This is a genomic window from Cellulosimicrobium sp. RS, from assembly GCF_046159675.1.
Lineage (GTDB): Bacteria > Actinomycetota > Actinomycetes > Actinomycetales > Cellulomonadaceae > Cellulosimicrobium > Cellulosimicrobium funkei.
Map to the genome: position 1 here is coordinate 13,579 of NZ_JBJXVU010000009.1, position 20,468 is coordinate 34,046.

Sequence of the window (20,468 nt, forward strand, 5' to 3'; positions counted from 1 at the left end):
GGCCTACGCTGAGGGGGTGCCGCTCCGACGGGGAGACGGCGGCGACGGCCGCCGGACGTTCGAGCTCGTCGACACGGCCGGGGTCGACGACGACCTCGACCTCCTCGACGCGCCGCACCCGGTGCTGCTCGGCGGACCGCACGCCGTGCCGCGCGGCACGACCCTTCCACCGCCTCCCGGAGCGTCGGCGCCCGAGGCGTCGGGTCCGGGGGCGCTTCCGCCAGGGGCTCCGCCCGGACCGCCAGGGGCGCCGCGCGTGCCCGGCCGCCGCCGCCGGGTCGTGGCCGCGGCGGTCGCGACCGGGGTGGTCGTGCTCGTCGTCGGCGGGATGCTCGTCGTCGACGCCGCGACGAGCCGGGACGCGCAGGAGCGGCTGGAGACGGCGCGCGGCGCGGTCCGCGCGCTCGACACCGCCCCGACGGAGCAGTGGCGCGCCCCCGCCGCGGCGGACCGCGGGACGGCCTTCCTCCCGGGCCTGCTCGTCACCGTGAACGGCGACGAGGCGGTCGCGCTCGACCTCGACACGGGCGCCGAGGCGTGGCGCGTGCCGGTCGGCGGCGACGAGGCCGTGTGCGGGTCGTGGAGCCCGTGGGAGCGGTCGGCCGTGCCGTCGCGCACGGTGGTGTGCGTCGCCGGGTCGGGGGTCGCGCCGTCCTGGTACGACGTCAGCCCGCCGCCCCGGCCGGGGGAGGGCACCGCGACCGTGACGGTGCTCGACGCCCGGGGGCGGGTCGTGGGGCAGCGGCAGGCGCAGACGGCGGGGGCGCTGCTGGTCCCCGGCCCGGACGGTGGCCTCGTGCGGGCCGAGCGCGTCGGCGAGCCGGGCGAGCCGAGCGGTGCCCCTGTCGCCGTCGACCCCGGTGCGGGCGAGTCCGTCGACGGCGTCGCGGGGCGGGACGTCGTCGTGACGCTCGAGGACGCCGCCACGGGCGCGGTGCGCTGGCGGCGCGAGCTGCCGTTCCAGGACGTCCCGTGGTCGTGCACGTCGTGGGACGCCGAGACCGGCGGGGAGGACGTCGACCCGGAGCGGCTGCTGCTCGTCGCGACGGAGACCCTGGTCGACGTGGGCGGGTGCGGCGTCGCGGCGTCGTTCCTGCCGGACGGCGAGCGGCTCGACGACCCGGACGCCCCGACCGACGGCGCGGTCCCGCTCGCGGGCGGGCGGTTCCTCGTCGACGCGGACCGGCAGGGGTCGGACGGCGCGCTGCGCGCCGACCGCGTGCTCGACCCGGACGGGACGCCGCTCCTCGACGTGCCGGGCGAGGTGCTGGACCCGCAGGCGACCGACGATCCCGCTCCGGGCGTGCTCCTCGTGCGCGACGGCATCGCCCTGCGCGCCTTCGACGAGCGGGGCGCGCGCCTGTGGACGTTCGACGGCGCCCGCGTGCCCGAGGCCGTGTACGTCGTCGCGGAGGGCACGGCCGTCGTCGGGACGGCGAGCACGGTCCTGGGGCTGGACGCGCTGTCGGGCGAGCAGACGTGGTCGCGGTTCGTCGACGACCTCGCGGGCGAGCGCGGTCACGGCGCCGTGGTGACGCAGGCGTTCACCGACGGGCGGTGCGCCTTCCTCGTGCTCGTCGACCCCGCGACGGGGGCGAGCTCGCGCGTCGTGGCCCTCGAGCTGTCGTCGGGGTCGGTCGTCTGGTCGGAGGACCTCGACGGCGGCTGGGGCGGGCTCCTCCCGGTGCAGGGACGGCTCCTGCGCTGGGACGGGCAGACGGTCGCCCTCCTCGGCTGAGGTGCACCGACGCTCACGCGCTGATGTCGTCGGGCTGCGGCACTACCCTGGCGAGATGCCCGACGACCTCACGCAGCCCGCCACGCCGTCTCCTCCCGAGCCCGAGGTGGCCGAGGCGCCCGAGACGCCGCAGGCGCCCGTCGCCCCCCGTCGTCCCGCACCGCGCACGCACCACGGCGAGACGGTCGACGACGACTACGAGTGGCTTCGGGACAAGGAGTCGCCCGAGGTCGTCGCGCACCTCGAGGCCGAGAACGCGTACACCGAGGCGCGCCTCGCGCACCTCGAGCCGCTGCGCGAGCGGATCTTCGAGGAGATCAAGGCCCGCACGCTCGAGACGGACATGTCCGTCCCGGTGCGCCAGGGCGCGCACTGGTACTACGCGCGCACGGTCGAGGGGTCGCAGTACCCGATCCGGGCCCGCGCCCCGATCGACGCGAGCCTCGGCAGCGACGCGCCGTCGGCCTGGGTGCCGCCCGTGCTGGAGCCGGGCGTGCCCGTGCCGGGCGAGCAGGTGCTCCTCGACGACAACGTCGAGGCCGAGGGCCACGAGTTCTTCTCGCTCGGGTCGTTCGACGTCTCGGCCGACGGGACGCGGCTCGCGTACGCGGTCGACGTCGTGGGCGACGAGCGCTACACGCTGCGGATCCGCGACCTGGAGTCGGGCACCGACCTCGTGGACGAGGTCCCGGGCACGTTCCCCGGCGCCGTCTTCTCCCCGGACGGGCGGTACGTGTTCTACCCGACGGTCGACGACGCGTGGCGGCCCTGGCGCGTGTGGCGCCACGAGGTGGGCACGCCCGCGACGCAGGACGTCGTCGTCTTCGAGGAGCCCGACGAGCGGTTCTGGGTCGGGGTGGGCGTCTCGCGCTCGCAGCGGTTCGTGCAGATCGACGTGGGCTCGAAGATCACGTCCGAGACGTGGCTGATCGACGCCGACGACCCGACGGGCGAGGCGCGAGTGGTCTGGCCGCGTCGCGAGGGCGTCGAGTACACGGTCGAGCACGCCGTCCTGCCGAGCACGTGGTTCCCGACCGCCGAGCACGCGGTCGGCGACCGTCCTGACGAGAATCCGGTCGCCGACCCCGTGCTCGGCGGGGCGGGGGAGCGGCGCGCGGGGGAGCGGCGCGCGGGGGAGGGGCGCGACGTGCTGCTCGTCCTGCACAACGACGGCGCGGAGAACTTCGAGCTCGTCGTCACCGGTGCCGCCGACGTCTCGGCCGGGCCGGGCGACGCGACCGTCGTCGTGCCGCACGACCCCGCGACCCGGCTCGAGGCCGTGGACGCGTTCGCCGGGCACCTCGTCGTCTCCTACCGGCGCGACGCGCTGTCGAGGGTCGGCGTGATCGACCTCGCGAGCCCCGAGCCGCCGCGGCCCGCGGGCCTGCCCACCCCGATCCGCACGGGCGACACCCCGGCGCCCGCGACCGACCTCTGGCACGTGCACGAGGTCGCGTTCGACGAGCCGCTGTACACCGCGGCGCTCGGTGCGAACCCCGAGTGGGACCAGCCGAACGTCCGGCTGAGCTACACGAGCTTCGTCACGCCGTCGACCGTGTACGACCTGCGGGTCGAGACCGACGAGCTCACGCTCCTCAAGCAGCAGCCCGTGCTCGGCGGCTACGACGCCGCGGACTACGTGCAGCGCCGCGAGTGGGCCACGGCCGAGGACGGCACGCAGGTGCCGGTGTCGCTCGTGTGGCGGCGCGACGCCGTCGGGCTGGACGCGACGGGCACGGGCGCCGAGCCGGCGCCGCTCCTGCTGTACGGCTACGGGTCGTACGAGATCAGCATCGACCCGGGGTTCTCGATCTCGCGGCTGTCGCTGCTCGACCGCGGGGTCGTGTTCGCCGTCGCGCACGTGCGGGGTGGCGGCGAGATGGGGCGCCGCTGGTACGACGAGGGCAAGACGCTCGCCAAGCGCACCACGTTCACGGACTTCGTCGCGGTCGCGCGGCACCTCGTCGACGCCGGCTGGACGAGCCCCGAGCGGCTCGTCGCGCAGGGCGGCTCGGCGGGCGGCCTGCTCATGGGCGCGGTGACGAACCTCGCGCCCGAGCTCTTCGCGGGCGTGCTCGCGCAGGTGCCGTTCGTCGACGCGCTCACCTCGATCCTCGACCCGTCGCTCCCGCTCACCGTCGTCGAGTGGGACGAGTGGGGCGACCCGCTGCACGACCCCGACGTCTACCGGTACATGCGCACGTACACGCCCTACGAGAACGTGCCCGACGACGCGTCGCACTACCCGCGGATCCTCGCCGTGACGTCGTTCCACGACACGCGCGTGCTGTACGTCGAGCCCGCGAAGTGGGTCGCGCGCCTGCGCGCCGCGGGGGCGCCCGCGCTGCTGAAGATCGAGATGCACGCCGGGCACGGCGGGGTCTCGGGCCGCTACGAGGGCTGGCGCGAGGTCGCGTACGAGGACGCGTGGGTGCTCGACGTGCTCGGGCTGGCCGACCGGTGACGTGCCCGCGGGCGTGAGGCCGCAGGCGGAGGGGGAGCGATGACCGACGAGACCGTGACGCCCGACCCGCGGACGGCGCGCGACGCGACGCCGCCCGGGAGGTCCGTGCTGCTCCTGCGCCCGGTCGGGTACCTCGCCGTCGGGCTCGTGGGGACGGCCGTCGGGCTCGCCCTCCTGGGCCTGTACCTCGCGCCCGCGGCGTACGGGCTGCTCGCGCCGCCGGCGGACCAGGAGCCCTGGGCCGAGCTCGTCGCGTCGCCCGGTGCCGTGCTCGGGCGGCTCGCGGTCGTCGCGCCGGTCGCCGTGGTGCTCGCCGGCCCGGTCGCGTGGTTCCTGGCGTGCGCCGTCTGGCCGCTCGCCGCGCTGGCGTCCGTGCACGCCGGGCGGGCGCTGCGGCCGTCCTCCCAGGGCGACCGGCTGTCGTTCACGAGCCGGGTCGCGCCCGGCACGACGCTCGGGCCGCCCGTGCCCGGGCCGCTCCCCGTGCCCCTCCAGCCGCAGCGGCGCTCGCCGCTCACGGACACCCTCGTGCGCTTCGCCGTCTGCGGCTGGCACCCCGACCGCCGCGAGGCCGGGGCCGCGGTCCCGGCCGGTGTCGCGTGGGTGCTCGCGAGCGCGGGGGCGTCGACGGCGCTGCCGCCCGGCTGGCGGGTCGCGCTGCTGGTTGCCGCGGTGCCGTTCGCCGCGTGGTCCGTGGTGGCCCTGCGGCGCCGATGGGACTGGCGGTTCCACCGCGAGCGCGTGCGCGCGGCGCGGCGCGAGCGGTGGCTCGAGCGGCACGCCGACGGGTACGTGATGCGCGACGGCCCGCGCGTCGTCCGGTCTCGCCCGCAGTCGGCCGAGCACCGGGCGCGCGTCGAGGCGGAGCGCGCCGAGGCGCGCGCCGCGCAGGACCGCCTCACGAGCCTGACGAGCGACGCGATCGGCGAGCGCCGCGAGGCGGTGCTCCGCGCCCGCCGCCGGCGCGAGCAAGACCAGAACGACCCCCGACACGGAGACTGACCCCGTACCAGGCCGCGAGCATGGGGTGACTGCCCGTCCGAGGTCCCGGACGGGCGGTGGCCGCATGCTCGGCGGCTGGGGGTCAGACGGTCTGGGGGCTGCCGCACTCCGCGCAGAAGCGCGCGCCCGCGGCGTTCGAGGTGCCGCACTCGCGGCACGCGGTGACCTGCGCCAGGCGCTCGCCGCACTCGGGGCAGAACTTGCCGCCGTCGACCTTCGCGGCGCACGACGGGCACCGCGTCACGGCGGCCGTCCGGAGGTCCGCGCCGCCGACGAGGTCGGTCGTGCGGAGCTGCTCCTGGACCTGGTACCGGCGGGCCTCGGCCTGGAGCTGGGCGAGCTCCTCCACCTGCTTGGGCGAGCAACGCACGCACTGCCCCACGGCCTCATTCCAGCAGACCTCGTGGCACATCCAGTCGCCGCACCCGTGGCACTGGCGGAACGCGTCGCGCACCTCGCCGACGGCGGCGTCGAGCGCCTTGTCCTTCGCCGACGAGTTGGTCTGGCGGTCCGCGGCCCACGACCCCGCCGCGTAGGAGAGGTCGGCGACCTTGCCCCCGAAGAACCGGCCCGCCGCCTGGACGAGGCTGCTGCCCTTCGCGACGACGTCCGTCCGGTAGGCGGAGCGGTAGCCGTTGCCGCAGCGCTCGCACCGGAACTCGAACTGGTAGCCCCCGGCGTTCGACAGGTCGCGGACGTTGTCGGTGAAGGCGATGGGCGTGCTCATGGCGGGACCTCGGTGGGCTCGTGGGGTCGGCGTCCCCGCAGGCCAGCCCGCGGGAGGGGGGAGTCATGGGGATCCCGTGACCGCTGCGATGCTACCCACCGACCCTCGCCGTCCCGACGGATCACCCGGGTGAAATCGGGTCGACCGGCGGGCGCCTCGGCCGGGGGTCAGGGGCGGACGAGGCGGAGCGGGGCGTCGGCGGTGCGGACCGTCACGGTCTGGCCCCACGAGGCGACGAGGCGGTCGTCCTCCACGCCGTCGCCGAACACGACGAGCCGGTCCGAGGCGACGGTGAGCGCGACGTCGGCCCCCTCCTCGACGACGCCCTCGGTGAGCGAGACACCCGTCGCGGGTGACGGCCACGCCTCGCGGACGAACCAGCCGAGCCGGTGCTCGGTGCGCCCCGGGGCACGCCGCCCGCCGCGGTCGTGCGCGAGCGACGCCCACCAGCCCGTCGCGCCCGTGCCCGTCGCGACGAGCACGCCCGACGACGACTGGCGCTCCTCGCCCGCCCCGCAGCGCAGCGTGTAGCGCGCGCTCTGGTGGCTGGGGTGCCCGACGAACACCTCGTTGAGCGCGGTGAGGTGCTGGCCGTCGTCGAGGTCGGCGCGGACCATGGTCAGGGCGTCGACGGGCAGCACCGCCACCCGGTCGGGCGCGCCGCCCGGCGCCTCGGCGTCGCTCCCGAGCCCGCGCAGGAGGGTCGTCGCCGCCGCGACCTGGTGCCGCACGAGCACGCCCGCGTTCACGCCGGGCTCCGGGTCGACGCCGAGGACCGGCTGGCCGTGCAGGTACTTCGCGACGTTCGCGACGAGGCCGTCCTGCCCCACGACCACCACCACGTCCTCGGGCGCGACGAGGAACCGCGACAGGTCCGCGCGCTCGACGTCGGCGCGCGCCCAGCCTGCGGGCAGCGCGGCCACGACGGCGTCGCGCGCGGCGGTGAGGGCGTCGTGCCGCGCCTGCACCTCGGCCAGCGACCGGCCGCGCGACCGGAGGAAGAACTCCGCCTGGCCGCGCGTCCCGTGCCGGTCCAGCAGGTCGTCGAGCTCGGTGCGCCGGTGCACGACGACGGCACGTCGCCGGAGCATCGTCAGGCCGCCTTCCCGGGCGCCGCGGCGGGCGACCCGCCGTCGGGGCCGAGCCCGCGGGCCAGGGTCGACAGCACCCCGGTGAGCAGGTCGGGCGTGATGGTGAGGTTCTGCACGTCGGGCAACGACCCGGCTGCCTCGCGCAGCGCGAGCGCGAGGAGCGTGCCCTGCCCGGCGCTCGCGTACACGTCCATGCGAGCCTGCTCGGCGGCGGCCTCGGCCGCGCCGACGACGCGCACCTGCTCCGCCTTGGCGTCGGTCGCGAGCTGGGCGCGCTCGGCGGTCGCCCGGGCGTCGACGAGGGCCGCAGCCGCCTTCTCCTCGGCCTCGCGCCGCGCGTTCGCGCCCTCCTGGGCGACGAGGCGCTCGCGCCGGGTCGCGAGCTCGATCTTGCTCGCGAGCTCGTTCTCCGCGATCGCCCGCTCGCGCTCGACGGCGAGGGCCCGGCGCTCGTAGGTCGCGCGGTCGGCCTCGGCCTGCACGTGCTCGCGCGCGGGCGTCTGGAGCGCGCGCTCGACGTCCTTCTCCGGCCGCACGGCGAGCACCTGGACGCCGATGACGACGATGCCCGTCGTGGTGAGGCGCGGATCGGTGGTCAGCGCCTCGGCGAGGACGTCGCGCACGCGCGGCACGCCGATCGTCAGGGCGTCGGCGAGGGGCATCGCGGCGAGCGCGTCGGTGGCCCGGCTCTGCGCGAGGCGCCCGACGATGCTCGTCACCTGGTCGCGCCCGGCGGTGCTCGTCTCGCCGCTGCCCGGGTCGACCGCGAAGTCGAGGCGCTGCGAGACGGTCACCGGGTCGGCGAACCGGTATGTCACGCCGGCCTGCACCGTGACGTCCTGGTGGTCGGCGGTCACGGCATGGAAGAAGACGGGGAGCTCCTGGTCGTCGACGGGGACCTCGGAGAGGACCGACGTCGTGGGTCGGAACCAGAACGCCTGGCCGACGCCCTCGTGGGCGACGCGCCCACGGCGCAGGTGCACGACGTGCCCGGTGGGGCTCCCGAGGAAGTGCCGCGTCCAGGGGTAGGTGCGGATGGTGGCCATGGTCGTCTCCGATCTATTTTCGTCAACCTGACGAAAACGAGCGTAGGCGCGCGTGCGGGTTCTCGTCAACCTGACCCGAATATGCGACGATGGGCCCATGGCCCCTCCCGCTGCCCAAGCACCGGACGTCCCGCCCGGCGCGGCCCTGCTGCCCGTCACGGTCGATGTCGTCGCGCTCACCGTGCGCGACGACGCGCTGCACGTGCTCCTCGTCGAGCGCGGCGTCGAGCCGTACCGCGGCGCGCTCGCGCTCCCCGGCGGGTTCGTGCTGCCGGGCGAGCGGCTCGCCCGCGCGGCGCGCCGCGAGCTCGCCGAGGAGACGGGCGTCCGGCCGCCCGGGCACCTGGAGCAGCTCCGTACCTACGGCCCGCTCGACCGCGACCCGCGCGGCCCGGTCCTCTCGGTCGCGTACCTCCTGCTCGCGCCCGAGTTCGGCGTCGTGCACGCCGGGTCCGACGCCGGGGGAGCGGCCTGGCACCCCGTCGAGCCCCTGCTCGGGGACGGGCCGGGGGCCGGCCTCGCGTTCGACCACGCGCGGATCCTCGCCGACGGCGTCGAGCGGGCCCGCGCCAAGCTCGAGTACTCCGCGCTCGCGACGGCGTTCTGCCCGCCCGAGTTCACCGTCGCCGACCTGCGGCGCGTCTACGAGGCCGTCTGGGGCGTGCGGCTGGACCCGCGGAACTTCTCCCGCAAGGCCACGACGACCGCGGGCTTCCTCGAGGACACGGGCCGCACGACGTCGGGCGGGGCCGGGCGGCCCGCGGCGCTCTACCGGGCCGCGCGCCCGGCGCCGGGCCCGCAGCCGGGCGCCGGACCCGACGCCGCCGCGGTCGACGCCGCCGCGGTCGACGTCGCGGCATCCGACGCCGCCGCGGTCGACCCGGACGACGCCCCCGCGAGCGTGCCGGCGGTGCTCGACCCGCCCCTCATGCGCCCGCGCCGCTGACCGCGCGGCCGGGCCCCGGCCTCCGCGCCCCGCACCGACGGCCCACGCCAGGGGAGTTCTCCCCCTCGACAGCGCCGCGCCGCTGAGTACGCTCGCGCGCATGTCGACGTACAGCTCCTGGCGCAGCGACCAGGGCAACATGCGGGCCCTGTCCGACGAGCTCGCCGCCCAGGCCGCGATGGCGCGGTCCCGCGAGGCGTCGCTCCACCGCCGCCTGCGGTCGCTCGAGGGCGACCTGTCGAGCCGCGTCGAGGTGCTGACGCGCCTCGTCAACGCGCTCATCGAGCTCGGCGAGGTCCGTGAGGAGCTCGCGCTCTTCACGCCCGCGCGCCGCGCCCGCGACGCGGCGCGCGCCCTCACGCGGGCCGTCGTCACGGGGGAAGGCGACGTGTCCCACCTGCGGAGCTCCCCGGACCTCGTGGACGTGCCCGGCTACTGGCTCGTGCCCGCCGCGCTCGCGGTCGCCGAGCTCCCCGCCGGGCGGCTCGACCGGGAGGCCGCCGAGGAGGCCCTGCTGCGCGACCGCCGTCGTGCCGCGACGTACCTCGTCGCGGTGTGCGCGCTCGTCGGGCAGCCCGGTCTCGCGCGCGAGTGGGTGCCGGGGGTGCTCGACGCGCCCGTCCTGCCCGCCGCGCGCTGGGGGAGCGCCGACGGCGCCCCCGAGCCGTCGCCGGGCGCGGGCGAGGGGCCCGACGAGGTGGGCGTCACCGGGGCCGAGCGCGCGCTGTGGGTCGCGGCCGCGGCCGGTCACCTCGGCGGCGACGGGGTCGAGGTCGTGCGCCGCGCGCTCGCGGAGCGGGTCGCGCTGCTCGACGACGACGCGCGCGCCCGCTGGCGGGCCCGGCTCCTGGAGGCGGCGCCGTCGCTGCCCGAGCCGCCCGCCGACGGCGCGGCCTGGGGCAGCCCCGAGGCCGCAGGGAACGCGGCCGGGGCGCGCCGTCGGGCCGCCGCCCCCGACGCGCTCCCGCTCCTGCGGTCGTGGACGGCGTGGTCGCGCGCGCTCGTGGCGGGGGAGGTCGCGGTGCTCGCGCCGGCCCCCGGACCCCTCCCGACCGGCGCGCCGACGCCCGCCGTCGCACCCGTCGCTGTCGGCCCCGGTGCGTCCGCCGCCGGTGCGGCGGACTCGCCGGCCGTCGGGGGCGCCGACGACCCGGCCGGGACCCCCGGGGCGCCCGGCGCGGCGCTGCTCCACGTCGTCGCGTCGCTCGTGGACGAGGGGGCGCCCGTGGAGCGCGGGCTCCTGGACCGGGCGGCGCTGCTCGACGAGCGCGTCGGGCGAGCACCACGGGAGGACGGGCCCGGGTGGGACGCCCCGGCGGGGACGCTCGTCGACCTGCTCGTCGAGGATGCCCGCGGGACCGACCCCGGGCGCGCGGCGCTCGCGGGCCCGCTCGTCGCCGAGGAGCTCCGGGCCGCGACCCACGCGCGGGCCGCGGAGCTCGCGGCGGCGCCCGCGCCGTCGCGCGAGCTGCGCCTCGGGGGCCGCACCGTGACGGTCACGCCGACCGAGGACGGCGCCGCACCGGCCGCGACGGCCCGCGCGGAGCTCCTCGCGCAACCGGTGGACGGCGTGTCGTGGGGGGCCGTCGGCGGGACCGCCGCGGTCGCGGTGCTCGGCGTCGTGCTCGGCCTCGCCGCCTCGCCGGCGTGGTTCACGGTGGCCGTCGTCGCGGCCGGCCTCGCCGCGTGGCAGTGGTTCGCAGGGGAGCGCCGCGCGCGCGACCAGCGCGCCGAGGCGCAGGCCCGCGCGGACCGGTTCGACGCCGACCTCGCCGAGGCGCGCACCGCCGTGGCCGCGTCCGCGGAGCGCGCGCGGACCCAGCGCGAGGCCGTCGCGACCGTCGTCGCGGACCTCGACGACACCCTCGCCGAGCTCGCCGCCCGAACCCCGGCCTGACGCGGGCGGACGGCCGCGCCGGGCCCGCCCGATGCGGCCGCGCCAGGGGCCGTCCGCCCCCGCTCCCGGGCCGTCCGGCCCGGGAGCGGACGGGCCCCTCCGGCGTTCGAACGAGGGCTTCGAACGCCGGATGAACTGTCGGTGAACAGTGGCGGAAGAATCCACAGGATGGTCGAGCGCGCGGCGGTCGTGACCGCACCATGGACGACGTGACCGAGACGCTCCTGCTGGTGCTCGTCGTCGTGACCGCACTGGCCTTCGACTTCACCAACGGCTTCCACGACACGGGCAACGCGATGGCCACGTCCATCGCCACCAAGGCCCTCAAGCCCAAGACCGCCGTCGCCCTCTCCGCCGTCCTCAACATGGTCGGGGCGTTCCTCTCCCTGGCCGTCGCGGCGACCATCGCGAAGGGTCTGGTCGACGCCGACGTCATCACCCTCGAGGTCGTCCTCGCGGGACTCGTGGGCGGCATCACCTGGAACCTCCTGACCTGGTTGCTCGGCATCCCGTCGAGCTCGTCGCACGCCCTCATCGGCGGCGTCGTGGGCTCCGTGCTCGCGGCCGTCGGCACGCAGGGCGTCATCTGGAGCGGCGTCGCCGCCAAGGTGCTCATCCCCGCGCTGCTCGCCCCGCTCATCGCGGTCGGCGTCGCGAGCGTCGGCACGTGGGCCGTGGCCCGCCTCACGCGCGACGTCCCCGAGGACGTCTCCACGCGGGCGTTCCGCTGGGGCCAGGTCGGCTCCGCGTCGCTCGTCTCGCTCGCGCACGGCACCAACGACGCGCAGAAGTCGATGGGCATCATCCTGCTCGCGCTCATCGCGGCGGGCGCCGTCCCGGCCGACTCGAGCGTGCCGTTCTGGGTCATCCTGTCCTGCGCGTTCTTCATGGCCCTCGGCACGTACCTGGGCGGCTGGCGGATCATCCGCACGCTCGGCAAGGGTCTCGTCGAGATCGACACCCGCCAGGGCATGGCGGCCGAGACGTCGTCCGCCGCGGTCATCCTCATGTCGGGCCTGTTCGGCTACTCGCTCTCGACGACGCACGTCGCCACCGGCTCGATCCTCGGCTCGGGCGTCGGGATGCCCGGCGCGAAGGTCCGCTGGGGCGTCGCGGGCCGCATGCTCGCCGCGTGGGGCCTCACGCTCCCGGCCGCCGGCCTCGTCGGCGCGGCCTGCTACGGCATCCAGCACGGCATCGGGGGCGCCGCCGGGACCGTCGTCGTGTTCGCGATCCTCGTCGGGTCCTCGCTGGCCATCTGGATCGCCTCGCGCCGCAAGCCCGTCGACCACACGAACGTCAACGACGCCTGGGAGGAGGGCGCGGTGGACGCCGGGCTCGAGTCCGAGGTCGTCGAGGCGCGCGAGGCCGCGCTCGAGCGTCGCCTCGACGTCGCCGACCCGTTCACCGACGCCGCGCCAACCCCGGCGCCCGCCACCCCGACCACGCCCGCCTCGCGCCAGCGCGCGGGCGTCTGACCGGCAGCCCGGAGGAGAGAACCGTGTTCGTCGAGATCGACTCGCTGCTCAAGGTCGTCGTCGCCGGCCTCGTCGTCGGCGCGGGCCTGCCCGCCCTGTTCGCCCTGGGGGTCCGGCTCGCCGCCGGGCGTGCCATGCCCGTCGAGGTCGGCACCCCGGACGGCCGCTTCACGTCCGACGGCCGCACCGTGCGCGTCGAGCGCGCGACCCGCCCGCGCCAGGTCGGCGCGATCGTGTGCTTCGCCGTCGTGGTCGTCGCGATCGCGGCCGGCATCGCGTTCGTCGCGGGCGGAGGCCACTGACCCGGGACGACACGCTCCCGCTGAGTGCAGGAAAGAGTCGCGGTCGGACGTCCCGACCGCGACTTTTTCCTGCACTCAGCGGGTGGGGGTCAGGCGGAGTCGCGGACCACGAGGTGCGGCTCGAACAGGACCGAGCGCGCGTCGGTGTCCGGGTCGTCGATCGCGGCGAGCAGGAGCCGCGCCATCTCGGCCGCCATCTCCTCGACCGGCTGCCGGACCGTCGTGAGCGGCGGGTGCGCCTGGCGCGCGACCGTCGAGTCGTCGAAGCCGACGACGGCCACGTCCTGCGGGACGTGGCGGCCCGCCTCCTGCAGGACGAGGGACGCGCCGTCGGCCATGAGGTCGCTCGCGCCGAACACGCCGTCGACGTCCGGTCGCGCGGCGAGCAGCTCGCGCGCCGCGGCCTCCCCGCCCGCGCGCGTGAAGTCGCCCTCCACGACGAACGGCTCCGCGAGCCCGGCGGCCCGCACCGCCTCGAGGAAGCCGTCGCGGCGTCCCCGCGCGAACGGCACGTCCGACGGCCCGGCGACGGTCGCGAGGCGCGTGCGGCCGTCCGCGATCAGACGCTCGGCGGCGATCCGGCCGCCGGCGGCCTGGTCGAGGTCCACCCAGCTCACGCCGGCCGCCTCGTCGACCCCGTCGAGGTGCGTCGACAGCACGACCGGGACCGTGAGCGCGGCGAACCGTGCCGGCAGCGGGTCGCTCGCGCTCGACGTGATGAGCAGGACGCCGTCGACGTGCCCCTGCCGCACGTAGCGCACGACCTGGTCGTGCGCGGGCGGGTCCGCGGGCAGGATCGCGAGGTGGATGTCGCGCGGGCGCAGCACCAGCTGCGCGCCCGCCGTCACGCGCCCGATGTACGGGTCGGTGAACAGCCGCTCGAGGAACGGGCTCGGGGAGCGCTGCTCCGACGGCTCGGACACGACGAGCGCGACCGACCCCGTGCGCCGGGTCACGAGCGTCCGGGCGGCGAGGTTGGGGACGTAGCCCGTCTCGTCGATCGCCTGCTCGACGACCGCCACGATCGCCGGGTCCACCGTCGGCACGCCGTTGATCACGCGGGACACCGTGGCGCGGGAGACGCCTGCGACGGCCGCGACGGCCTCGAGCGTCGGGCGGGGAGCGGGGCGACGGGCAGCCATGCGGTCAGTTATACCGCCGGGCCGTGCGCTCAGCGCAGCCGCTCCTTCGCCGCGAGCACGCGCAGCACGGCCGCGTCGACCTGCGCGGCGAACGCGTCGTCGCTCGACGCCCGCTCGACGACGGCCGCCACCATGGGCTCGACGACGCTCGGGTCCGCGGACGCCAGCACCATGTCGCCGCCCGCGGCGATCGTCAGGACGGCGCGGTCCGCGGGCGACCAGGCCTGCACCTGCTGCGCGGCGGACACGTCGTCGGTGAGGACGACGCCGTCGAACCCCAGGTCGCCCCGCAGCATCCCGTCCACGACGACGGGCGAGAAGGCCGCGGGGAGCGTCCCGTCGATCTGCGGGTAGACGGCCGTGGAGGTCATGACGAACGCCGCGCCGGCCTCGATGCCCGACGCGAAGACGGCGACCGACGCGTCGTCGCGCGTCGTCACGTCGTCGGTGACCCCGGCGTCGGTGTCGGTGTTCTCGGTGACGCGGCCGAGCCCGGGGAAGTGCTTGATCGTCACGTCCACGCCCGACGCCTCCATCCCGGCGCTGAACGCGTTCGCGTGCGACGTGACCGAGTCCGGCGTGAACCCGTAGCTGCGCTGGAAGGCCCCGATCGGCGGGTTCTGCGCGGCCGTCCCCTCGGGCACGAGGTCCATCACGGGCGCGAGGTTGAGGTTCACGCCCGCCGCGGCGAGCTCGGCGCCCCACGTGGTCGCGTCGGCCTGGAGCGTCGCCGGGTCGAGGCGGGCCTGGTCGGTCGCCGCCGGGATCTGCGAGAACCCGGGCCCGCGCAGCACCTGGACCTTCCCGCCCTCCTGGTCGGTCGCGACGAACAGCGGGGTGCCGTTCGTCGTCTCCGGGGAGACGAGCGCCGTGAAGCCCGCGACGAGGTCCGCCGTCGGGCCGGTCCCGGCCTGCGAGCGGCCCGCGAGGAACACGTTGCCCACGTGCAGCCGCGAGACGGCGTCGTAGCTCACCTGCTGCGGGTCCCGCACGTCGACCCCGACCATGAAGAGCTGCCCCACCTTCTGCTCGAGCGTCCACCCGGCCAGGGGGTCCTCGGGCGGGGTGGACGGCGTCGGTGACGTGCCCGACGGCGTCGGGTCGGCCGGGGCGGACGGCGTGCCCGACGGCGGGGCCTGCGGCGCGGGGGCGGGCCGCGTGAGGTACCAGGCGACGGCCGCCACGGCGGCGAGCGCGGTCACGACGGCGACGACGATCCAGGTGGTCCGGGCACGAGCGGTCACAGGCGACACCTCCGACGCCACGGTAGCCCGACGGCCGCAGAGGGGGCCGTCCAGGACGATCCCGCCACCCCGGGGGGGTATGACCGGCGTCACCACCGGGTTCGCGTCATGATCGGCGTCCCGGCGCGTCTCCTGGGTGACATGGCGTCCTGGCCTCGCGGCCGCGGGGCGCACCCCCCGAACCTGGAGCCCGGCATGACCCCTCGCCCACCCTCCCTCCGCGTCGCACCCGGACGCCTGCGCAGAGCGGTCGCGGCGCTCGTCGCCGCCGTGCTCGCCCTGGCCGGCGCCGTCGTCCTCGTCTCGGGGCCGCAGGCGCGCCCGGCGTCCGCCGCGGTCGGGTCCTGCCCCGCGCCGGGGGACATGCCGAACGTCGGCCAGACGCCGCCGCTGTTCACGGACACGAACGTCACGGTGTGGACCGGGGGCGACTACCTCGCCACGGCGAGCGCCGCGGAGTCGGAGGGGCTGCTCGTCGTCACGGGGGAGGCGACGATCGACGCCCCCGGGAACTTCAGCATCGGCGCGGTCGGCGCGGGGTCGCAGATCACGCCGCCGGACGGCGCGGTGATGCTCGCCGTCGGGGGAGGCCTGGACATCGGGGCGGAGACGAGCGTCACCGTCGGCTCGACGCTGCCGACCGGCGGCGCGGTGGACGTGGGCGCCGCGGTCACGGGCGGCGGGTCGCTCTCGACCGCCGGGACGACGCCGGGCGCGGACGCCCCGGTCACGCAGGGCATGGGCGCGGCCGCTCTCGGCGAGTGGGCCGGCTACGGCGACGTCGTCGCGGAGGCGTCGGCGACGATCGCCGGGTGGCCGGCGACCGCGGCGGGCGTCGTCGCGGGGAACCGGGTGACCTTCACCGGCGTCGGCACCGCCGACCCGCAGGTGTTCACCGTCGACGCCGCGCAGCTCGCGGGCGTCAAGGAGATCGTCTTCGCGAACGTGCCGGACGACGTCGCGATCGCGATCAACGTGACCGGCGACGCCCCGGTGAGCCTGAGCCCCAACTACTGGGAGGGCAACGGCTCGCCGTTCATCAACGACTTCAACTCGAACCCCGGCTTCGGGAACTGGGCCGCGCGCACCCTGTGGAACTTCGCGTCCACGCCCGAGCTCTCGCTCGGCCGGGCCGACCAGTTCCTCGGCACGATCGTGGCGCCGGTCGCGGACGCGACGATCACGACGAGCACGAACGGCCGCGTCCTCGTGGGCGGCAACCTCACTTTCGGCGACCCGAGCGTGACCGGCGGGCTCGAGATGCACAGCTACCCGTGGATCGGGCCCGGGCCGTTCGACTGCACCGGGGGCGCGAGCTTCGCCGTGCAGAAGACCGTGACGGGCGAGGCGGCCGCGGACGTGCCCGCGGGCACGACGTTCCAGGTGGAGTACACCTACGAGCAGCCCGACGGCGTCACCGGGGGCGACACGCTCACGGTCCCGATCAGCGGGGCTCTGCTGAACGGGCCGACCCTGCCGGAGGGCACGGTCGTCACGGTCCGCGAGACGAACCTGCCGTCGGTGGCGGGGGTCGAGTGGGGCACGCCGGTGGTCCGCGTGGACGGCGAGCCGCTCGGTGACCCGGCGCAGTTCACCGTCGTCGCGGGCCGGACGGTCACGGTCACCGTGGTGAACACCGCGAACGCCGGTGGCGGGACCACCGCCGTGGGCGGCTTCACGGTGGCGAAGGTCCTCGCCGGGGACGCCCTCGGCCTCGTCCCGGCGGACACCGCGTTCCTCGTCGACTGGGAGGCCACGCTGCCGCAGGGCACGACGTACGACGGCGCGCTCACCGGCACCCTGACCGTGCGCGCGGACGGCGCCGTGGTGGCCGGGCCCGCCGACCTCCCGGTCGGCACGACGGTGACGTTCACCGAGCGGCTGCCGCTCCCGGTGGTCGACGGCGTCGCGTGGGGCGACCCGGCCGTGAGCCCGGCCGGGCCGGTGACGGTCGTCGAGGGCGCGACGGGTGTCGCGGTGACGGTCACCAACGTCGCGGACCCCGTCGTCGGCGGGTTCGCGGTCCGCAAGGCCGTCGAGGGCTCCGCCGCGGGCGACGTCCCGGCGAGCACCGCGTTCCTCGTCGACTGGCGCGCGACGGTCCCCGCGGGCATCGCCTACGACGGCCCGACCTCCGGCACGCTCACCGTGCGCGCCGACGGCACGCTCGCGAGCGGCCCCGCGGACCTCCCGGTCGGCACGGTCGTGACGCTCGCGGAGCAGCAGCCGCTGCCCGCGATCGAGGGCGTCGTGTGGGGCGTCCCGTCGTTCGACCCGGGGCCGTCGGTGACGGTGACCGAGGGTGCGGCCGTCGAGGTCACGCTGACGAACGCCGCGGAGGCGGTGCAGGAGGTCGGCGGGTTCGCCGTCCAGAAGACCGTCGCGGGCGGCGCGGCCGGCGCCGTCCCCGGCGGCACGGAGTTCCTCGTCGACTGGACGGCGGAGCTCCCCGAGGGCGCCGAGTACGCGGGGGACACGCAGGGCACGCTCACCGTCCGCGCCGACGGCACGGTCGACGCGGGGCCGCAGGACCTCCCGGCGGGCACCGTCGTGCGCTTCGCCGAGCGGCAGCCGCTGCCGACGGTCCCCGGGGTCGCGTGGGGCGAGCCGGTGTTCTCGCCCGCGACGGTGACCATCGGCGACGGCGACGCCGTCGCGGGCGTCGCGCTGACCAACCAGGCCGACGCGCTCGTCGGGGGCTTCTCCGTCGCGAAGACCGTCACGGGCGACCTCGCCGGGAGCGTGCCCCCGGGCACGGAGTTCTCGGTCGCGTGGTCCGCGGCGCTGCCCGCCGGGTTCACCCACGACGGCCCGCTCGCCGGGACGCTCACGGTGCGCGCCGACGGCACGGCCGTCGACGGCCCGCAGGACCTCCCGGTCGGGACGGTCGTGACGTTCACGGAGACCGACCTGCCCGAGGTGGGCGACGTCGTCTGGGGCGCGCCGGTGTTCTCGCCCGCGTCCGTCACGGTCGGTGACGGCGAGGACACGCTCGTCACGCTGACCAACACGACCCAGGACGTGGCCGCGGTCGGCGGGTTCTCCGTCGCGAAGGAGGTCGTGGGCGACCGCGCGGACCTCGTCCCCGCGGGGACGACGTTCACGGTCACGTACGCGTACGAGCTCGAGGGCACGCCCGTGGGCGGTTCCGTCGAGGTCCCGGCCGACGGCACGGTCGTCGCCGGGCCGCAGAACCTCCCGGCCGGGACGGTCGTGACGTTCGGCGAGACGGACCTGCCCGCGGTCGACGGCGTCGTGTGGGGCACGCCCGTGTTCAGCCCGCCGACGCTCGTCGTCGGCGAGGGGACGGACCCGCTGGTCACGGTGACGAACACGGCCGACCAGGCCGTGGGCGGGTTCTCCGTCGTGAAGGAGGTCGTGGGGGCCGCGGCGGGCTCCGTGCCGGCGAGCACCGAGTTCACCGTCCGCTACGCGTTCGACCGCGACGGCGAGCCCGTCACCGGCACGCTCACGGTGCGGGCCGACGGGCAGGTCGTCGACGGGCCGCAGGACCTTCCCGTGGGGACCGTCGTGCGCCTCACCGAGACCGACCTGCCGACGGTCCGCGGCGTCGACTGGGGCACGCCGGTGCTCACCGTCGGTGACGAGCGGGTGCCCGGGGTGACGGTCGGCGCGGGCGCGCCGGTCGTCGTGACGGTGACGAACACCGCGTCGTCGGCCGGTGGCCTCGCGATCACGGGTGCGGACGCCGTCGTCGTGACGACGCTCGCGCTGCTGCTCGTCGGGACGGGCGCCGCGCTCCTCGTGGTCCGCGCGCGCCGCCGCCGCACCGCCTGACGCGCGGGGCGTCGTCGGGCCGGTGCCGGACGGCCGACGGGCCGGTCACCTCCTCGCGGGGGTGACCGGCCCGTCGTCGTGCGGGGCGGTACGCGTCAGTCGTGGCCCGCGAGCGTCGCGAGCGCCTTCGTCCACAGGGCGTGCGCGCGCTCGGCGCGCTCGGCCGTCTCGATGTTGCGCTCGACGACGCGCACGAGCGTGCCCGAGTCGTCGGGCTCGAGCGTGATCGCGATGTCGTGGTAGCTCTCCGGCACGTCGGGCAGGCCCATGGTGGGCGAGAAGTGCGTGAAATGCAGCAGGCGCGGGCGCTCGACGGCCACGACGGTGCCCCAGTCCGCGAACTCGCGGCCCATGTAGTGGCCCTCGAACGTCACAGGGCTCCCGGGGCGGAAGTCGGTCTCGATGTTCATGCCCAGCATCCAGCGGGCGCTCGGGTGCATGAGCTCGGCCCAGACGACCTGCGGGGGTCGGGCGACGTGGGTCTCGACGGTCGTGCTGTGCTCGGTCAGGGTGCGGTCGTTCACGGGGGACTCCGGGGGGTGGGGGCTGGCTCCTGGGCCCGACGGTAGACCCTCCGGGCGGCACCGGCAGCCGGTAGGTTCGGCGCGTGACCCGACTCGTGCTCGTCCACGGCCGCGACAACCAGGGGCTCGACGCCGAGCAGCTCGACCGCACGTGGACCGAGGTCCTCGACGCGGGCCTCGCGGCGGCGGGCTCGGGCGTCGTCGTGCGCGACGCGGACACGGCGTTCGTCTACTACGGCGACACGCTCGCCGCCCTCGTCGGGGGTGCCACGACGCCGCCGCCGGTCACCGTGCACGCGGTCGGTGCGGCGCGCGACGGGGTCACAGCGGCGTCCGCGGCCGAGGCCACGGAAGAGGCCGCGGAGGAGGCCGCGTTCGTGGCGGCCGTCGCCGAGGAGGTGCTGCGCGCCGCGGGCGTGACGGTGCCGGCGCGCCCGGAGGGCGCCGGGCCGGGCGTCGTCGGGGGCGACGTCGGCGCGTGGCTCAACCTGCTGCTGTCCGCGCTCGACCGGTCCGTGCCGGGCCTGAGCGGCGCCGTCGTCGCGCTGCTCGCGCGCGACGTCTGGGCGTACCTGCACGACGACGCCGTCCGCACGACGATCGACGACGCGCTCGCCGCCGCGATCCCCACGGACGGGCCCGCCGTCGTCGTCGCGCACTCGCTCGGGTCGGTCCTCGCCTACGCCGTGCTGCGCGAGCACCCCGACGCCGCGCGCTGGGACGTGCCGCTCCTGCTCACGCTCGGGTCCCCGCTCGCCGTCCGCGCGATCCGGGACGTCCTCGCCGCGCGCGCCCCGCTGCGCGTGCCGGCCCCCGTGCGGCGGTGGGTCGCGGCGCGCGACCCCCGGGACGCGCTCGCGCTGCACGGCCTCGGGCCCGCGGCGTTCCCGCTCGACCCGGCGTCGCCGGAGATCGAGGAGCTCGTCGTCGCGAACGCCGCGCCGGGCCACCACGCGGCGGCCGTCCTGCTCGACGGCGGCCGGCCCGCCGGGTACCTGGCCGTCCCGGAGGTCGCGCGCACCGTCGCGCACGCGCTCGACGCCTGAGAGCGTCGTCCCGCGGGCGGGAG

15 protein-coding genes are annotated in these 20,468 nt (G+C 76.7%); 9 read left to right on the plus strand and 6 right to left on the minus strand.

Annotation, left to right across the window (positions count from 1 at the left end; genetic code table 11):
* The first annotated feature begins 16 nt into the window (after positions 1-16).
* The 3 genes from ACI769_RS14225 to ACI769_RS14235 are packed head-to-tail and all read left to right on the plus strand — an operon-like array spanning position 17 to position 5,204.
* Positions 17-1,738, plus strand: coding sequence for a PQQ-binding-like beta-propeller repeat protein (locus ACI769_RS14225; RefSeq protein WP_409141779.1), 1,722 nt, complete (start codon positions 17-19; stop codon positions 1,736-1,738).
* 55 nt (positions 1,739-1,793) lie between these two features.
* Positions 1,794-4,202: a S9 family peptidase gene (locus ACI769_RS14230; RefSeq protein ID WP_409141780.1), complete on the plus strand. Its 2,409-nt coding sequence runs from the start codon at positions 1,794-1,796 to the stop codon at positions 4,200-4,202.
* A gap of 39 nt (positions 4,203-4,241) precedes the next feature.
* The gene (locus ACI769_RS14235) at positions 4,242-5,204 is read left to right on the plus strand and encodes a hypothetical protein (RefSeq protein WP_409141781.1); all 963 of its coding nucleotides are present in this window, start codon (positions 4,242-4,244) and stop codon (positions 5,202-5,204) included.
* An 82-nt stretch (positions 5,205-5,286) separates the two neighbouring features.
* Here the strand turns inward: ACI769_RS14235 and ACI769_RS14240 are convergent, their stop codons facing one another.
* The 3 genes from ACI769_RS14240 to ACI769_RS14250 form a co-directional block, all read right to left on the minus strand.
* Positions 5,287-5,931 carry a zinc ribbon domain-containing protein gene (locus tag ACI769_RS14240; protein ID WP_409141782.1) on the minus strand — a complete coding sequence of 215 codons (645 nt, stop codon included), beginning with the start codon at positions 5,929-5,931 and terminating at the stop codon, positions 5,287-5,289.
* Positions 5,932-6,098: 167 nt separating this feature from the next.
* Positions 6,099-7,022 carry a hypothetical protein gene (locus tag ACI769_RS14245; protein WP_137280915.1) on the minus strand — a complete coding sequence of 308 codons (924 nt, stop codon included), beginning with the start codon at positions 7,020-7,022 and terminating at the stop codon, positions 6,099-6,101.
* Between the two features lie 2 nt (positions 7,023-7,024).
* Positions 7,025-8,068 (minus strand): SPFH domain-containing protein, encoded by a 1,044-nt coding sequence (locus tag ACI769_RS14250; protein ID WP_409141783.1) that lies wholly within the window; start codon positions 8,066-8,068, stop codon positions 7,025-7,027.
* 97 nt (positions 8,069-8,165) lie between these two features.
* On the opposite strand from ACI769_RS14250, the gene ACI769_RS14255 reads away from it, so the two are divergent.
* From ACI769_RS14255 to ACI769_RS14270, 4 genes are all read left to right on the plus strand, one after another.
* On the plus strand, positions 8,166-9,014 hold the full coding sequence (locus ACI769_RS14255) for an NUDIX hydrolase (protein ID WP_409141784.1): 849 nt from the start codon (positions 8,166-8,168) through the stop codon (positions 9,012-9,014).
* Between the two features lie 100 nt (positions 9,015-9,114).
* On the plus strand, positions 9,115-10,911 hold the full coding sequence (locus tag ACI769_RS14260) for a hypothetical protein (RefSeq protein ID WP_409141785.1): 1,797 nt from the start codon (positions 9,115-9,117) through the stop codon (positions 10,909-10,911).
* Between the two features lie 200 nt (positions 10,912-11,111).
* Positions 11,112-12,389: an anion permease gene (locus ACI769_RS14265; RefSeq protein ID WP_409141786.1), complete on the plus strand. Its 1,278-nt coding sequence runs from the start codon at positions 11,112-11,114 to the stop codon at positions 12,387-12,389.
* Positions 12,390-12,412: 23 nt separating this feature from the next.
* A complete protein-coding gene (locus tag ACI769_RS14270) occupies positions 12,413-12,691 on the plus strand; it encodes a hypothetical protein (RefSeq protein WP_137280912.1) in 279 nt (92 codons plus the stop codon).
* Positions 12,692-12,780: 89 nt separating this feature from the next.
* Here the strand turns inward: ACI769_RS14270 and ACI769_RS14275 are convergent, their stop codons facing one another.
* Positions 12,781-13,833, minus strand: coding sequence for a LacI family DNA-binding transcriptional regulator (locus ACI769_RS14275; RefSeq protein WP_114553285.1), 1,053 nt, complete (start codon positions 13,831-13,833; stop codon positions 12,781-12,783).
* Positions 13,834-13,862: 29 nt separating this feature from the next.
* Positions 13,863-15,077 carry a glycoside hydrolase family 3 N-terminal domain-containing protein gene (locus ACI769_RS14280; RefSeq protein WP_369824940.1) on the minus strand — a complete coding sequence of 405 codons (1,215 nt, stop codon included), beginning with the start codon at positions 15,075-15,077 and terminating at the stop codon, positions 13,863-13,865.
* A gap of 195 nt (positions 15,078-15,272) precedes the next feature.
* Here ACI769_RS14280 and ACI769_RS14285 point away from each other — a divergent pair, with 195 nt between their 5' ends.
* Complete coding sequence (locus ACI769_RS14285) at positions 15,273-18,875, plus strand: DUF5979 domain-containing protein (protein ID WP_409141787.1); 3,603 nt, start codon at positions 15,273-15,275, stop codon at positions 18,873-18,875.
* A gap of 95 nt (positions 18,876-18,970) precedes the next feature.
* On the opposite strand, the gene ACI769_RS14290 is transcribed toward ACI769_RS14285, so the two are convergent.
* A complete protein-coding gene (locus ACI769_RS14290; protein WP_228485119.1) occupies positions 18,971-19,399 on the minus strand; it encodes an SRPBCC domain-containing protein in 429 nt (142 codons plus the stop codon).
* An 83-nt stretch (positions 19,400-19,482) separates the two neighbouring features.
* Here ACI769_RS14290 and ACI769_RS14295 point away from each other — a divergent pair, with 83 nt between their 5' ends.
* Positions 19,483-20,445, plus strand: coding sequence for a hypothetical protein (locus ACI769_RS14295; RefSeq protein ID WP_409141788.1), 963 nt, complete (start codon positions 19,483-19,485; stop codon positions 20,443-20,445).
* Positions 20,446-20,468 lie beyond the last annotated feature (23 nt).